At 67.1% G+C, this 14,431-nt stretch carries 15 protein-coding genes; 5 read left to right on the top strand and 10 right to left on the bottom strand.

Going from position 1 to position 14,431, the window contains the following annotated elements:
- The first annotated feature begins 117 nt into the window (after window positions 1-117).
- The gene (locus QY917_RS06645; RefSeq protein ID WP_123675741.1) at window positions 118-960 is read left to right on the top strand and encodes a type IV pili methyl-accepting chemotaxis transducer N-terminal domain-containing protein; all 843 of its coding nucleotides are present in this window, start codon (window positions 118-120) and stop codon (window positions 958-960) included.
- A gap of 410 nt (window positions 961-1,370) precedes the next feature.
- On the opposite strand, the gene QY917_RS06640 is transcribed toward QY917_RS06645, so the two are convergent.
- From QY917_RS06640 to QY917_RS06630, 3 genes are all read right to left on the bottom strand, one after another.
- Window positions 1,371-1,931 (bottom strand): DUF2889 domain-containing protein, encoded by a 561-nt coding sequence (locus tag QY917_RS06640; RefSeq protein WP_123675742.1) that lies wholly within the window; start codon window positions 1,929-1,931, stop codon window positions 1,371-1,373.
- 75 nt (window positions 1,932-2,006) lie between these two features.
- Window positions 2,007-3,440, bottom strand: coding sequence for an aldehyde dehydrogenase family protein (locus tag QY917_RS06635; protein ID WP_047351344.1), 1,434 nt, complete (start codon window positions 3,438-3,440; stop codon window positions 2,007-2,009).
- Between the two features lie 107 nt (window positions 3,441-3,547).
- Complete coding sequence (locus QY917_RS06630) at window positions 3,548-5,632, bottom strand: sodium-translocating pyrophosphatase (RefSeq protein ID WP_123675743.1); 2,085 nt, start codon at window positions 5,630-5,632, stop codon at window positions 3,548-3,550.
- 240 nt (window positions 5,633-5,872) lie between these two features.
- Between QY917_RS06630 and ppa the strand changes: the two genes are divergently transcribed.
- Window positions 5,873-6,403: an inorganic diphosphatase gene (gene ppa / locus QY917_RS06625; RefSeq protein ID WP_015913465.1), complete on the top strand. Its 531-nt coding sequence runs from the start codon at window positions 5,873-5,875 to the stop codon at window positions 6,401-6,403.
- Window positions 6,404-6,617: 214 nt separating this feature from the next.
- Window positions 6,618-7,124 carry a chemotaxis protein CheW gene (locus tag QY917_RS06620; protein WP_047351342.1) on the top strand — a complete coding sequence of 169 codons (507 nt, stop codon included), beginning with the start codon at window positions 6,618-6,620 and terminating at the stop codon, window positions 7,122-7,124.
- Between the two features lie 68 nt (window positions 7,125-7,192).
- Here the strand turns inward: QY917_RS06620 and QY917_RS06615 are convergent, their stop codons facing one another.
- A complete protein-coding gene (locus QY917_RS06615) occupies window positions 7,193-8,413 on the bottom strand; it encodes a GNAT family N-acetyltransferase (RefSeq protein WP_123675744.1) in 1,221 nt (406 codons plus the stop codon).
- 305 nt (window positions 8,414-8,718) lie between these two features.
- On the opposite strand from QY917_RS06615, the gene QY917_RS06610 reads away from it, so the two are divergent.
- Window positions 8,719-10,383 (top strand): NAD+ synthase, encoded by a 1,665-nt coding sequence (locus QY917_RS06610; RefSeq protein ID WP_123675745.1) that lies wholly within the window; start codon window positions 8,719-8,721, stop codon window positions 10,381-10,383.
- Window positions 10,384-10,451: 68 nt separating this feature from the next.
- On the top strand, window positions 10,452-10,790 hold the full coding sequence (locus QY917_RS06605) for a P-II family nitrogen regulator (RefSeq protein ID WP_011805026.1): 339 nt from the start codon (window positions 10,452-10,454) through the stop codon (window positions 10,788-10,790).
- Between the two features lie 50 nt (window positions 10,791-10,840).
- Here QY917_RS06605 and QY917_RS06600 read toward each other — a convergent pair whose 3' ends face one another.
- From QY917_RS06600 to QY917_RS06575, 6 genes are all read right to left on the bottom strand, one after another.
- Window positions 10,841-11,434, bottom strand: coding sequence for a TIGR00730 family Rossman fold protein (locus QY917_RS06600; protein ID WP_011805027.1), 594 nt, complete (start codon window positions 11,432-11,434; stop codon window positions 10,841-10,843).
- Window positions 11,427-11,828, bottom strand: coding sequence for a diacylglycerol kinase (locus QY917_RS06595; protein WP_123675746.1), 402 nt, complete (start codon window positions 11,826-11,828; stop codon window positions 11,427-11,429). The genes QY917_RS06600 and QY917_RS06595 overlap by 8 nt, the downstream gene beginning before the upstream one ends.
- 96 nt (window positions 11,829-11,924) lie before the next feature.
- Window positions 11,925-12,485: an RDD family protein gene (locus QY917_RS06590; RefSeq protein WP_011805029.1), complete on the bottom strand. Its 561-nt coding sequence runs from the start codon at window positions 12,483-12,485 to the stop codon at window positions 11,925-11,927.
- 30 nt (window positions 12,486-12,515) lie between these two features.
- Window positions 12,516-13,340 (bottom strand): DUF3106 domain-containing protein, encoded by an 825-nt coding sequence (locus QY917_RS06585; protein ID WP_123675747.1) that lies wholly within the window; start codon window positions 13,338-13,340, stop codon window positions 12,516-12,518.
- Between the two features lie 13 nt (window positions 13,341-13,353).
- Entirely contained in the window at window positions 13,354-13,815 is a 462-nt protein-coding gene (locus QY917_RS06580) for a DUF3619 family protein (protein ID WP_123675748.1), read from the bottom strand.
- Window positions 13,812-14,378, bottom strand: a complete 567-nt coding sequence (locus tag QY917_RS06575; RefSeq protein WP_011805032.1) for an RNA polymerase sigma factor — start codon at window positions 14,376-14,378, stop codon at window positions 13,812-13,814. Before QY917_RS06575 ends, QY917_RS06580 begins: the two co-directional genes overlap by 4 nt.
- Between the last annotated feature and the right edge of the window lie 53 nt (window positions 14,379-14,431).

Here is a 14,431-nt window from a genome sequence, read left to right as displayed (position 1 = left end):
GGGTATGGCGGCTGCCCGCTAAATTGATGTTGATCAATCTGCTGTCACGGCAGCGACATGAGGTGCCTTTGACCAGTGTCATAGGGGGCGCGGGAGGGCGATTTGAGAATACGGCGCATGCAGAACCAACGCCCAGTCCCCACCCCTCCCTCCGTCGCCGCCTGCCGGCGCGGCCGCCGCACCGCTGTGCGCGCGCTGGCCACCGTGTTGCTGGTGCCGGCCCTGCCGCTGTCGGCCCAGGCGCGCATGGCCCTGGCCACGGCCATCAACCGCACGGCGCGCTTTCGGGCGCTGTCCCAGCGCACCGCCAAGGTCTACGGCCAGCTGTACCTGAACGTGGGTGCCGCGCGCGCCCGCGATGCGCTGGAACACACCCGCCGGCAGGTGCATTCCGGCTTCGAGGACATGGACCGCCAGAGCTGGCCGCCCGAGGTGGCGCGGCTGCTGGCGGACGTGCGCCGCAACGCGGACCGCCTGGACGCGCTCACGGCCCAGGCGCCGACGAAGGAGGGCTTTCAGGCCGTGTCGGCCCAGGCCGACCAAATGCTGGCTGCTGCCAACACCACCACCGAGGCCCTCGAGCGGCTGGCCCAGGCGCCCACGGCACGCCTGGTCAACACCGCCGGGCGCCAGCGCATGCTGTCGCAGCGCCTGGCCAAGAACTATGAGCTGTTGGCCGCCGGCCTTGACAGCCGCACGGTGCGCGAGCAGATGACGGGCGACGCCGATGAGTTCCAGCGTGCCCTCGCGCAGTTGAACAAGGCTCCCATCTCCACCCTGGCCATCCGCTCGGCACTGGAACTGGGCCAGGCGCAGTGGGTGTTTTTCGAGGCCGCCCTCAAGCGCCAGCCAGACCCGCGCGGCCTGGAAAACGTGGCCACCACCAGCGAGCGCCTGCTGGAGGTTACGGACAGCTTGACTTCGCTGTACGAGGTGGCCCTGCAGGACGTGCTGGGCTGACCCCCTGCGGCCACAAGAGCAACTGCGTGTCTCATCGGCGCGGCGCCCGGCTGCGCCGCTTTTCCGGGGGAGGGAAGGCCGACGTGGCTGGGCTGGTTGCCCCGCTGGGCAGCAGCTGTGGCGCGCGGGACACGGCTTTGGCTCGACCGCCCAGCCGCGAGTCCCCGGCGGATGTGCCACGCCACTCTCCACTCGCTCTACTAACCAGGGCTGGCTAACCAGGGGTTGGCGCAGGCCGTCCGTCGGGCCGAGCCGTTCAAGCGCTATTCATCCTCCGCGAGTGGCCGGATGGTGAACCTGAGCTGGGCGCCAGCACATGCGGTCGATCTAAATCAGGTCTATAGGTAAAAAGTGCCTCTAGCGCCTGTGGAGCAAGCGCGGGCAGCTATTGAATCGGGAGCGGTTGCTGATCAGGCTGCCTTCGGCGTGCGCGGCGCGCGGCCGTAGAACTGCGGGTAGTGCTCCTTCACTCCCTGACCGCTGAAGTCCCAACCCGCGCACTGGCCCAAGTGGCGCGGCGGCTCGTCGCCTTCATTCTGGAATGCGGCGTGAATCGTCTGGAACGTGGCCGTGGCCAGGTTGAACAGCAGTTCCCGCAGATGGGTGCAACCGGCCACGCCGCCCAGGTGGGTCTGGATGGACTGGCGCCAGCCGCGCGCCATGCTGCAGCCCACCATCGCCTGCAGGGCGCGCTGCGCTTGTGTGCAGCCCGCCAGGGGGTGGGCATCCATGGCGGACTCGATGGCGCGCACCACCAGGTCGCGGTCCACGGTGACGCGCAGCCACAGGTGGTGGATGGGTTCGCCCGCGCGGCGCACGCCGTCCGGGTAGCGCAGCGACGGCAGGTCCTGCGGCTTGCTGTCGTGCAGCTCGCCCTCGATGTCCCAGAGCCCGTCCTCGCGCTCGTAACCCTGGTAGGTGACGCGTCGGACATGGCGGGCAGTGCGGGGGACAGGGGATGACAGAGGCATGGGTTCGAGATGGGAAACGTATCAGCGGGCAAGCGAGCACTGGCGGGGCACCGCAGGGCACGCGGCTCGCAGGGATCAGCCGTGGCGGATGGCCACGGTCTTGAGGGTGGTGAAGCCGTAGAGCGCCTCGAAACCCTTCTCGCGTCCGTGTCCGCTGGACTTCACGCCGCCAAACGGCAATTCGACGCCGCCGGCTGCGCCGTAGTTGTTGATGAACACCTGGCCGCTGGCAATGCGCCGCGCCATGCGGAACTGGCGCGCGCCATCGCGCGTCCACACGCCCGCCACCAGACCAAAGGGCGTGCCGTTGGCGAGCTCCACGGCGTGGTCTTCGTCGTCGAAGGGCATGGCGGCCAGCACGGGGCCGAAGATTTCCTCCTGCGCCAGGCGGTGCTGCGCCGGTACGTCGCGCAGCAGGGTGGGGGCCTGGTAGAAGCCCGTGTCGGGCGCTTCGTCCACCACGGTGCCCTGCGCGGCCAGGGGAATGCCAGCTACCTGCGCATCGGACAGGTAATCCCACACGCGCTGCTGCTGGCTCTGGCGGATCAGCGGCCCCAGGTCCAGGTCCATGGCGGCGGGGCCCACGCGCAGCGCCTCGAAGGCCTTTGACAGGCGCTCCAGCAGCGGTTCGTAGATCAGGGAATCGATCAGCACGCGCGAGCCGGCCGAGCAGGTTTGCCCAGCGTTCTGCACGATGGCGTTCACGAGCACGGGCACGGCGGCGTCCAGGTCGGCGTCGGCAAAGACGATCTGCGGGCTCTTGCCGCCCAGCTCCAGCGTGACCGGGCAGTGGCGCTCGGCGGCGGCCTGCTGGATCAGCGTGCCCACCTTGGGGCTGCCGGTGAAGCTGATGTGCTGGATGCCGGGGTGGCGCGCCAGCGCGTCGCCGACCTCGTGGCCGTAGCCGGTCACGAGGTTCAGCGCGCCGGCAGGGAAGCCCACCTCGACCGCCAACTGGGCCACGCGCAGCAGGGACAGGCAGGCGTCCTCGGCCGGCTTGACCACGCACACGTTGCCGGCCGCCAGTGCGGCGCCCACGCAGCGCCCGAAGATCTGCATGGGGTAGTTCCACGGCACGATGTGGCCGGTCACGCCATGCGGCTCGCGCCAGGTCAACACGCTGAAGCCGTCGGGGTAGGGAATGGTCTCGCCGTGCAGCTTGTCGCAGGCGCCGGCGTAGAACTCGAAATAGCGCGCCAGGGCGTGTGCGTCGGCCCGTGCCTGCCGGGTGGGCTTGCCGCAGTCGCGTTGCTCGATGGCGGCCAACTCCTCGGCATGCTCGGTGATCTTGGCCGACAGCCGCATCAGCAGCCTGCCACGCTCGGCCGGGGCCAGCTTGCGCCACACGCTGTGGTAGCACTGCTGCGCCGCATGCACGGCGGCATCGATGTCCTCGGCCGTGCCGCGCTGGATTTCGTCGTACGGCTGGCCGTCGGAGGGGTCGATCACGGCAATGGTGCGGCCCGAAGTCGAGGCCACGCCGGCGTTGGCGATGTGGTGGAGCTGCATGGGCCTGATTGTGCGGCAGGCGCGCGCAGCGTGCTGGGCTACGAGCCGGAATGCCGTCCAGCGCCCAAGGGACGGGCGCTGGCAGCTTCTCTTTTGATAGTGCCGGGTCAGCCGGCGTGGAACTTCACCACCAGCGGCACGATGAGCAGCGCCACGATGTTGATGATCTTGATGAGCGGGTTGACCGCCGGGCCGGCCGTGTCCTTGTAGGGGTCGCCCACGGTGTCGCCGGTGACGGCGGCCTTGTGCGCGTCGCTGCCCTTGCCGCCGTGGTGGCCGTCCTCGATGAACTTTTTGGCGTTGTCCCAGGCGCCGCCGCCGGTGCACATGCTGATGGCCACGAACAGGCCCGTGACGATGGTGCCCATGAGCAGCCCGCCCAGCGCCTTCGGCCCCAGCGCCAGGCCCACGATGATGGGCACCGCCACGGGCAGCAGGCTGGGGATGATCATCTCCTTGATGGCGGCGCTGGTCAGCATGTCGACCGCGCGGCCGTACTCGGGCTTGGCCGTGCCTTCCATGATGCCTGGGATCTCGCTGAACTGGCGACGCACCTCCACTACCACGCTGCCGGCGGCGCGGCCCACGGCCTCCATGGCCATGGCGGCGAACAGGTAGGGAATGAGCCCGCCGATGAACAGGCCCACGATGACCATCGGGTCGCTCAGGTCGAAGCGGATCGCCTGGCCGAAGCTCTCCAGCTTGTGCGTGTAGTCGGCGAACAGCACCAGTGCTGCCAGGCCTGCCGAGCCGATGGCGTAGCCCTTGGTCACGGCCTTGGTGGTGTTGCCCACGGCGTCCAGCGGGTCGGTGATGTCGCGCACGCTGCTGGGCAGCTCGGCCATCTCGGCAATGCCGCCAGCGTTGTCGGTGATGGGGCCGTAGGCGTCCAGCGCCACCACGATGCCCGCCATGCTGAGCATGGACATGGCGGCCACGGCCACGCCGTACAGGCCCGCCAGCGTGTACGACACGATGATGGCCGCGCACACGAAGATCACCGGCCAGGCCGTGGAGCGCATGGACACGCCCAGACCCGCGATGATGTTGGTGCCGTGGCCCGTGGTGGACGCCTGCGCGATGTGGCGCACGGGCGAATATTGCGTGCCGGTGTAGAACTCCGTGATCCACACCAGCGCCGCCGTCAGCACCAGGCCCGTGGCGCAGGCACCGAACAGCCGCATCTGCGCGCCCGAGCCGCCCAGCGCGTTGTCGGGGATGACCCAGGCCGTGACGAACCAGAACGCGACGAGCGACAACACGCCCGCGATGGCCAGCCCGCGGTACAGCGCGGGCATCACGTTGCGCATGCCCGGGCCGGCTTGCACGAAGAAGCAGCCGATGATGGAGGCGATGATGGAGACGGCCCCCAGCGCCAGCGGGTAGGTCACGGCCGCGACGGGCGCAGCACCCACCAGCAGCGCGCCCAGCACCATCGTGGCGATGAGGGTGACGGCATAGGTCTCGAACAGGTCGGCCGCCATACCGGCGCAGTCGCCCACGTTGTCGCCCACGTTGTCGGCGATCACGGCGGGGTTGCGGGGGTCGTCCTCGGGGATGCCGGCCTCCACCTTGCCGACCAGGTCCGCGCCCACGTCGGCACCCTTGGTGAAGATGCCCCCGCCCAGGCGGGCAAAGATGGAAATCAGCGACGAGCCGAACGCAAAGCCGATCAGCGGGTTGAGCAGCGCCGGCAGGCTGGCCGTGGGGGTGAGCCGGCCATTGCCGACCAAGAACCACGCGAAGGCGGTCACGCCCAGCAGTCCCAGGCCCACCACCAGCATGCCAGTGATGGCCCCGCCGCGGAAGGCAACCTGCAGCGCCGGGCCCATGCCCTGCGTGGCGGCCTGGGCCGTGCGCACGTTGGCGCGCACCGAGACGTTCATGCCGATGAAGCCGCAGGCGCCGGAGAGTACCGCGCCGATGACGAAGCCCACGGCGGTGGTGCCGTCCAGGAACGCCGCAATGAGGATGGCCAGCACGATGCCGACGAAGGCGATGGTCTTGTATTGCCGTGCGAGATAGGCCGCCGCGCCCATCTGGATGGCGCCGGCGATTTCCTGCATGCGGGCGTTGCCCGCGTCCTTGGAAAGGATCCAGCTGCGTGCCCACAGTCCGTAGGCCACAGCAATCAGTCCGCAAACCAAAGCCAGGATGAGAGGGGCAGTCAGCGCCGAGGTGGAACCAGCCATTCGTTATCTCCATCGGTTGTCAGTTGCACGGAGGGGGAAGCGCAACGCATGGGGGAAGTGCTTCCGCTGCGTTGCTTCCTCGTGCCCCGGTGGCGGGAGACGATTGGCCAACGCAGCCATTTAACGCGAAACCCCCGGTGCAAGCAAGCTGCAAGGGGCGTGCGCCTAAAATCACGGGCCGCCTTGCGCACCGCCCCCGGGGCGAAGGCCGTGTCATTCCAACCACTCAACCCCCAAACCATGTCGCTGAACAACGTCAAGCCCGGCAAGAACATTCCCGAAACCTTCAATGTGGTGATCGAGATCCCGGCGGAATCCGATCCCATCAAGTACGAAGTGGACAAGGAGTCGGGTGCCGTCTTCGTGGACCGTTTCCTGACCACGGCCATGTACTACCCCTGCAACTACGGCTACGTGCCCCAGACCCTGTCGGGCGACGGCGACCCGGTGGACGTGCTGGTGATCACCCCGTACCCGCTGCACCCCGGCGTGGTGGTGCCCTGCCGCGCGCTGGGCATCCTGAAGATGGAAGACGAGGCCGGCGTGGACGGCAAAGTGCTGGCCGTGCCCACCACCAAGATCCTCAAGATGTACGAGCCCTGGAAGACCGTGGAGGATGTGAACCCCATGCGCCTGAAGGCCATCAGCCACTTCTTCGAGCACTACAAGGACCTGGAAGAAGGCAAGTGGGTCAAGGTGCTGGGCTGGGAAGGTATCGACGCCGCCCACAAGGAAATCCTGGACGGCGTGGAAAACTACAAGAAAGCCTGATGGTGGCGGGGTGCGGCCCGTATCGCGCCCACTGCCTCATCCAGCCCGCTGGCACATGCCCGCGGGCTTTTTTCTTGCAGGGATTTCGGCTTCTGGCAAAATTGTCAGCATAAGTAACCGATGACTGCTATGCTGCCAGGGCGTGCGCGACGCTGGTGTGGCCGGCGGTGCCCGACCTGCGCGCAAGCGCGAGAACATTTCCCTAGGAGTTGCCATGTCGTCTTCCATCGCCCAGCGTCCTTCGTACGGCAACGCCAACGCCAGCGGTGCCGCGGAATACCTGACCTTCCGCCTGGGTGAGGAGGAGTACGGCATCGACATCCTGCGCGTGCAGGAAATCCGCTCCTACGAGCAACCCACCCGCATGGCGCACGCGCCGGAGTTCATCAAGGGCGTGATCGATCTGCGCGGCGTGATCGTGCCGATCGTCGACCTGCGCCTGAAGCTGCAATGCGCCAGCGCCGACTACACCGACTTCACCGTGGTCATCATCCTCAACGTGGGTGGCACGGTGTTGGGCGCTGTGGTGGATGCCGTGGCCGACGTGGTGGCTCTGCCGGCCGATGCCATCAAGCCTGCACCGCAGTTCCAGGGGCAGGTGGATTCGTCCTTTGTGCGTGGCATCGCGACCGTGGGCGAGCGCATGCTGATCGTGGTGGACATCGAATCGCTGCTCAGCAGTTCTGAGATGGGATTGGTGCAGTCGGTCGCGACGGCCTGAGGGCCTTCTCGCTGTATCTCTGCCAAGCGCGCCCATGGGCGCGCTTTTTCATGGCCGCGTCCAGCCCGTCAGCCTGCCTGCCGGAAGGGGTTGCGCGCGTGCAGATCCTCCAGGTAGTGCTCCACGCCTTCGCCTTCACGCGCCAGGAACCGGTCCACGGCTTCGGCAAACGCCGGGTGCGCCAGCCAGTGGGCGCTCTGCGCGCGCACGGGCAGGAGGGCGCGCGCCATCTTGTGTTCGCCCTGCGCACCGCCTTCGAAACGGTGCACGCCCTGCGCGATGCACCACTCGATGGGCTGGTAGTAGCAGGCCTCGAAATGCAGGCAGTCCACCCGTTCTAGCGCACCCCAGTAGCGGCCATAGGCCACGGATTGCATGTCATCTGGGGTGTTTACGCAGTTGGGATAAGCGCCAACAGCTATCAAACTGGTAGCGATGGGGTGGCCTGCGCGCTCCGCCACGAAAAGCACCCAGGCCTCGGGCATGTGCTGCTGCATGGCGTGGAAGAAGGCCCGCGTCAGGTAGGGCGGATTGCCGTGCTCCAGGTAGGTGCGCTCGTAGCAGCGGTAGAAGAAGTCCCAGTCTGCTGTGGTGATCTGCGTGCCCCGCAGCACGCGAAAGCACACCCCCGCCTGGGCCACGCGCCGGCGCTCCTGGCGGATCTTCTTGCGCTTGTCCTGGTTCAGGGAGGCGAGGAAGTCCTCGAAATCCGCGAACCTTGCACCGTCCATGGGCCGCCGGTTGTGCCAGTGGAACTGCACGGTGCTGCGCAGCAGCATCCCCGCCTGGTGCGCTGCAGCCAGATCCTGCTGCGCGCCGAACAGCAGGTGCAGGGACGACAGCTCCGCCTGCTCCGCCCAGTCCAGCACGGCACGCAGCAGGGCATCCCGCCCGGCATCGTCGCAGGCCATCAGCCGGGTGCCGGGCACCGGCGTGAACGGCACGGCGGCCACGGCCTTGGGGTAGTACGCCAGCCCGTGGCGGGCGTAGGCATCGGCCCAGGCCCAATCGAACACGTACTCACCGTACGAGTGCGCCTTGGCGTACACGATGCAGGCGGCCTGCAGGTCCGTGCCCGCCCACAGGGTGAACACGACGGGCGTCCAGCCCCGGGCGGGCGTGGCGCTGCCGCTGTCTTCGAGCGCGCACAGGTAGGCATGGCGCAGGAAGGGCGTGGGGTGAGGCTGGAGCGCCAGCAGTGCGTCCCATGCATCGGCGCCCACGCGATGGATCGAGTCGTGCAGGTGCAATGCGTAAGCAGGCGTGCTGGCAGGGCAGGGTGTGGTCATGCAGTGGGCGGTGCCGCAATCAGGGCAGGGCGCATCATGTCCCCAAAGCCCGGACCGCGTGGCCGTGGGGATTTCTCCGCGGTAGCGCAGCCTGCTTAAAAATGAGGCGGTGCAGGGGCGGGCGTTACGAATCAACCACTTAAGCCGCATGTGCCCGCCTCGCCCGCAGCTTATCCACAGGTCTGTCCCTGGCCTGTGGGGACAAGCGCGCAGCCGGGGCGTGCCGCAGGGGCAAGGCGCGGCTCGGGGCGGCGCCAGGGCCCGGGTGACATAATCGTCCGAGACCAACCCGCCCCGCTATTCCCATGCCGTTCGTCATCAGCATCGCCCAACTCAACTTCGTGGTGGGCGACGTGCCGGGCAATGCCCAGAAGATTCTTGCGGCCGCGCGCGATGCCCATGCTGCCGGCGCCCGGCTGCTCCTTACGCCCGAATTGGCGCTGTGCGGCTACGCGGCCGAGGATCTGTACCTGCGGCCAGCCTTCGTGCAGGCGTGCGAGCAGGCACTGGAAGGGTTGGCGGCCGCTACGGCGGATTGGCCGGGGCTGACGGTGGTCGTGGGGCACCCGCGGCGCGTGGCGCACGGGGTGGGCGAGGGGGGGCGCGGCCTGTGCCACAACGCGGCCAGCGTGCTGCGCGCGGGGCGTATCGAGCACACCTATGCCAAGCAGTACCTGCCTAACTACGAAGTCTTCGACGAACGCCGCTATTTCGTCCCCGGGGATGAGAACTGCGTGTTCGAGGTCGAGGGCGTGCGCATGGGCCTGCTGATCTGCGAGGACGCGTGGTACCCCGGGCCGGCGCGCAGCGCGCGGGAGGCGGGCGCGCAGGTGCTGGTCACGCTCAATGCGTCGCCCTACCACCTGGGCAAGGCTGTCGAGCGCGAACAGGTGATGCGCGAGCGCGTGCTGGAAACCGGCCTGCCCCTGGTCTATGCGCACTTGGTCGGCGGGCAGGACGAGGTGGTTTTCGAGGGCCGATCCTTCGCGCTGAATGCCGATGGCAGCGTGGCGGCTCGTGCGCCAGGATTTGAAGAAAAAACGCTGCTGATCAAGGTGCAGCAAGCGCAAGCAGCTATTGTTTTGGAAGCGCCAGTGGCGCCACACGAGGGCTGGGAGGCGGAGCTGTGGTCCGCCCTGGTGCTGGGCGTGCGCGACTACGTGGGCAAGAACGGCTTCCCCGGCGTGCTGCTGGGCCTGTCGGGGGGCATGGACTCGGCGCTGGTGCTGGCCATTGCCGTGGACGCGCTGGGCGCCGACAAGGTGCGCACAGTGATGATGCCCTCGCCCTACACGGCCGACATCAGCTGGATCGATGCCCGCGACATGGCCGGGCGGCTGGGGGTGCGCTATGACGAAATCGCCATCGCCCCGCAGTTCGAGGCTTTCAAGACCGCGCTGGCGCCGCAGTTTGCCGGCCTGCCGGAGGACACGACGGAAGAGAATCTGCAAGCGCGCATCCGCGGCATGCTGCTGATGGCGCTGTCGAACAAGTTCGGCAGCCTGGTGCTGACGACGGGCAACAAGAGCGAGCTGGCCACGGGCTACTGCACGCTTTACGGCGACATGGCCGGCGGCTTTGCCGTGATCAAGGACGTGGTCAAGACGCGCGTGTTCGCCCTGGCCCGTTGGCGCAACGCCAATGACCCGTATGGCACCGGCGCGAATCCCATTCCCGAGCGCATCATCACCCGTCCGCCCAGTGCCGAACTGCGTCCCGACCAGAAAGACCAGGACAGTCTGCCGCCCTACGAGATACTGGACGCCATCGTCGAGCGCTACATGGAAAATGACGAGCCTCTGGAAGACATCGTGCGCGCCGGCTTTGAACGTGCGGATGTCGAACGCGTGACCCGGCTCATCAAGCTCAACGAATACAAGCGCCGCCAGGCGCCTGTGGGCGTGCGTGTCACGCGCCGCAGCTTCGGCAAGGACTGGCGCTACCCGATCACCAACCGATTCAGGGCCTGAGCCCCCTGTGGCGGCCGCTGGGTCGCCGTGCCGTGCCCGCCGCTTTTTAGATATTTGAGGAGTTTCCCATGCAAATGATCACCGCCGTCATCAAGCCCTTCAAACTGGAGGAAGTCCGCGAGGCCTTGGCTGAATGTGGGGTGACGGGGCTGACGGTGACCGAGGTGAAGGGCTTCGGCCGGCAAAAGGGCCATACCGAGCTGTACCGTGGTGCTGAGTACGTGGTGGACTTCCTGCCCAAGGTCAAGATCGAGGTGGTGGTGCGCACCGAAGACGTGGACCGCTGCGTGGACGCGATCGTAGGCGCGGCGCGCACCGGCAAGATCGGTGACGGCAAGATTTTCGTCACCGCCGTGGAGCGCGTGGTGCGCATCCGCACCGGCGACCTGGACGACGCCGCGGTGTAACGAACGGCACGTCTGCCAATCCCGCGCACGCCAGCGCGGTGGGACAGCCGTCAGATCACGCTGCGCAGGGGGATGGCGCTGGCATTCGCGCCTGCGTCCTGCACCAGCGCGGTGAGCAGGGCATCGGGCTCCGTACCCACGCGGATCAGGCCCATCTGCCATTCTCCCATGAGCCCGCCATGTACCGCATGCTGCAGGAAGCCCAGCATGCCGCCGTAGTAGCCGTCGGTGTCCAACAGGCCGATGGGCTTGTCGTGGTAGCCCAGCTGGCGCCAGGTCCAGACTTCGAACAGCTCTTCCAGTGTGCCGATGCCGCCCGGCAGGGCGACGAAGGCATCGCTGCGCTCGGCCATCATGGCCTTGCGCTCGTGCATGGTCTGCACGATGTGCAGCTCATCGCAGAAGTGGTTCGCCAGTTCCTTGTCCACGAGAGCCTGCGGAATGATGCCCACGACCCGGCCGCCTGCCACGCGCGTGGCCTCCGCCACCGTGCCCATGAGGCCGCTGCGGCCGCCGCCGTAGACCAACTGGCCGCCGTGGCGGCCTATCCAGTGGCCCACGGCCGTGGCCGCTTCTGTGAACAAGGGGTTGTTGCCCGGGCGAGAGCCCAGGTACACGCAGATCGAAAAAGCGACATCAGCCATGTAGGAACCTTTGGTAGAGCGCGGCCGCCCACACGGCTGCGCACAGCAGCAGGCTGAGCAGCACCGCTGCGCTGCCCAAGTCCTTGGCGCGCTTGGACAGCGGATGCAGTTCATGCCCGATGCGATCGATGGCGGCCTCGATGCCGGAGTTGAGCAACTCGGTGATCAGCACCAACACCACCACCGCCGCCAGTACAGCAGTCTGCATCCAGTCCCGACCGATGTAAAAGGACGAAGGCAACAGCAGGGCTGCCAGGCACACCTCCTGGCGAAACGCCTTTTCTTCCCAGCCTGACCGCAGGCCCGTCAGGGAGTAGCCCGTGGCATGCCACAGCCGGCGCAAGCCGGTGCGTTGCTTGTGGGGGTGTGGTGCGGAGGAGGTGGGATCAGGCATTCGGACGGTGATTGTCGCGCTATGGGAAGGCGAACTGCAGGGGTTGTGCGCATAGCTTGCGCGTCAGATGCACACGTGCGTGGCCCAGTCCGCCCCTCAACCCTTGCGGCGGGGCGGCACTTCGTAATGCACCAGGCGGGTACCGGCGAGTGCGTCGTGCCAGAACTGGCGTTGCGGGTGAAATCGGCTGAGCAGGGCCCATACCGCGACCCAGCCCGCCACGATGACGGTGGCTTCGCCCGCGGACAGTTGAAAGGGTGCGATCACCGCCAATGGGGGCAGGAACCACAGCCAGCACAACAAGTAGCGCAGCAGCGCCCGTGGTTGCGAGAGGGAGCGCCCCTGCCGGTCTTCCACCCGGATGTGCCAGGTCTTCATGGCAAGCGTGTGTCCCTGGGACCAGAACCAGACGAAGTAGATGCCGAACACCACGAACAGAAAGGCCTGCAGCGCGTGGCGGTTGTCCAGCCCATGCCGCGTCTGTGTCAGGGTGCCGAACAGGTAGCCCGCGATGAACACCACCCCGAACATCAACATGCCCTCATACAACCAGCAGGCCATGCGGCGCCGCAGCGGAGGGGCGATCGCGCGGGATGCCGCCGGGGCGGCAGCGTCGGATGGATGGGGATTCTGCGGATTGGCGCGCGAGGCAGTCATGCGGGACGGCGAACGGAGGTCATGCACCGATCATTGCGGCGGATGCAGGGGGGTCAGGTCCACTGGCGGTTCCGGAGCGGGTTCGGGGACCGAGGCGGGCGCAAGGGGGGGGAGCGGCGCAGGCAGTGCGGACGGGATCGTGACCGGCGATGTTTCCACGACCACGGGGGGCGGCACCGGCAGGGCCTGGGGCGAATGGAATTCCGCTGGCGGCTGGATTTTCGGAGGGTTGGGGACGGCCGGCGGCGCATTGGTGGCTGCAGGGACGCGGGCCAGCTTCTTGGGGGAAACCGGGCGTACCGTGGTGGCGGCGCCGGTTGGCCGCGGCGCGGCCTTGGCCGCCAGGCGCTTCTTCTCTTCCGCACTCAGCGCCTGGTATGCCTCCCATCGGGCACGCCGGCTGTCGGCCGGGAGCCTGCTGGCGGCGGCATAGTTCAGTCGCGCCTGGCTGCGCTGCTGGGTGCTGAGGCTGGCCCAATCGGTAATGCGTGCGAGCATCTTCGCCTGCTCGTCCTCAGAGAGTGCGTGAAAGCCCGCCGCCAGGTTGAGCCAGTTGCGCTTTTGCCCTTCGCTGAGCACGCTCCAGCGGTCTGCAAGGGGGTAGAGCGCTTCTTTCTGAGGAGTGCTCAATTCTGTCCAGCGGGGGCCAGCCTCGGCTTGCGGAGCCTGCCGGGGCTCGCTGTAGATTTTGTGCCTGCCATCTCCCAGCGCCTCGGCCGGGACAGGGGTACTGGGCGCCACCCGCACATAGGCAGCCATCCACCACCCCGTCGTCGCCAGCGCACCCAGCAAGACAAAAGCCAGCAAGAATGCTGGCAGGTGGGGGCGTGGGGCGTGCGGGGACGGCTCGTGCATGCAGGCAGTGATCTTATTGCGTCGTATTGGCTGTCTTGAGGTATTGCAGGAAGCCGGGGTCAGCATAGGCCGACGGGGGAAGATCGTCGGTCAGAAGCGCAGCGTCGACTTCGGCGATTTCGGTGGCCACCGTCTCATCCTGCGCCATATTGATGAAGACCAGCCCCACCACCAGCGCCGTCAGCGGCACGGCGGATACCAGGGCGCGCCACCAGTTGCCACCTTCGCTGCCCCAGCCGCTGAGCGTGGCGGTGGAGCCTTGCGAAGACACGTGCGTTGCCGCGGCTGTCTGACGGGCAGACTGTACGGCGGGGCGCTTGCGCTGCGCCAACGCCTGCATGCGGGCGGCGCGCAGGCGCTCGGTGATGTCGTAGGGAAGGCTGGCATTGCCTTCGCTCAGGCGCGCCGTAAGGCGGCGGGCGAACGCATCCGCGGCCCGGTTGATTTCCGGCGGGTATTCTGGAGGGCGGTTCATAGCACGATTCCTTTGGCCTTCAGTGCCTTGCTGAGGGTTTGGATGGCCCGAAAGCAGTGTGTCTTGACGCTGCCTTCGGAGCAACCCATGGCGGCTGCGGTTTCTGCGACATCCATTTCTTCCCAGTAACGCATCAAAAATGCCTCCCGTTGACGCGGGGGCAGTTCTTGGATCTCGGCATCGATATCGCGCAGTACCTGGGCGCGACGCACAGAATCCTCTGCACTCTGTGCCATTTCGCCATTGGCAGCGGCGTGTACCTCGAGAAAATCAAAATCTGAACCATCGTCCGACGGGCCCTCGAAGTCGCTCAGGCTGGAAAAAAGCGCATTGCGCGTCTTCTGTCGCCGGAACCAATCCAGCATGCAGTTGGTGAGGATGCGCTGGAAGAGCATGGGTAGCTCGGCCGGCGGTTTGTCGCCATAGTGCTCGGCCAGCTTGAGCATGCTGTCCTGAACGATGTCCAACGCGGCCTCCTCATTGCGCACATGGTAAAGCGTGCGCTTGAAAGCACGCTTGTCCACGCTTTTGAGGAAGTCGGAGAGCTCTTGTTCAGTAGCCAAAGGCAAAAACCCAAGGAGGGCGAAAGCGGAGTGCGCGCGCAGGTGCGTGCAGC

This window comes from Diaphorobacter sp. C33 (assembly GCF_030503915.1).
GTDB lineage: Bacteria > Pseudomonadota > Gammaproteobacteria > Burkholderiales > Burkholderiaceae_C > Diaphorobacter > Diaphorobacter nitroreducens.
This window is presented reverse-complemented; position numbering and strand designations above follow the sequence as displayed.

Coding starts and splice junctions, on each gene's coding strand:
- QY917_RS06645 (WP_123675741.1), top strand. CDS start 118: ATGCAGAACCAACGCCCAGTCCCCACCCCTCCCTCCGTCGCCGCCTGC.
- QY917_RS06610 (WP_123675745.1), top strand. CDS start 8,719: ATGCCGTTCGTCATCAGCATCGCCCAACTCAACTTCGTGGTGGGCGAC.
- QY917_RS06640 (WP_123675742.1), bottom strand. CDS start 1,931: ATGCCTCTGTCATCCCCTGTCCCCCGCACTGCCCGCCATGTCCGACGC.
- QY917_RS06620 (WP_047351342.1), top strand. CDS start 6,618: ATGTCGTCTTCCATCGCCCAGCGTCCTTCGTACGGCAACGCCAACGCC.
- QY917_RS06600 (WP_011805027.1), bottom strand. CDS start 11,434: ATGGCTGATGTCGCTTTTTCGATCTGCGTGTACCTGGGCTCTCGCCCG.
- QY917_RS06595 (WP_123675746.1), bottom strand. CDS start 11,828: ATGCCTGATCCCACCTCCTCCGCACCACACCCCCACAAGCAACGCACC.
- QY917_RS06630 (WP_123675743.1), bottom strand. CDS start 5,632: ATGGCTGGTTCCACCTCGGCGCTGACTGCCCCTCTCATCCTGGCTTTG.
- QY917_RS06615 (WP_123675744.1), bottom strand. CDS start 8,413: ATGACCACACCCTGCCCTGCCAGCACGCCTGCTTACGCATTGCACCTG.
- QY917_RS06635 (WP_047351344.1), bottom strand. CDS start 3,440: ATGCAGCTCCACCACATCGCCAACGCCGGCGTGGCCTCGACTTCGGGC.
- ppa (WP_015913465.1), top strand. CDS start 5,873: ATGTCGCTGAACAACGTCAAGCCCGGCAAGAACATTCCCGAAACCTTC.
- QY917_RS06590 (WP_011805029.1), bottom strand. CDS start 12,485: ATGACTGCCTCGCGCGCCAATCCGCAGAATCCCCATCCATCCGACGCT.
- QY917_RS06585 (WP_123675747.1), bottom strand. CDS start 13,340: ATGCACGAGCCGTCCCCGCACGCCCCACGCCCCCACCTGCCAGCATTC.
- QY917_RS06580 (WP_123675748.1), bottom strand. CDS start 13,815: ATGAACCGCCCTCCAGAATACCCGCCGGAAATCAACCGGGCCGCGGAT.
- QY917_RS06605 (WP_011805026.1), top strand. CDS start 10,452: ATGCAAATGATCACCGCCGTCATCAAGCCCTTCAAACTGGAGGAAGTC.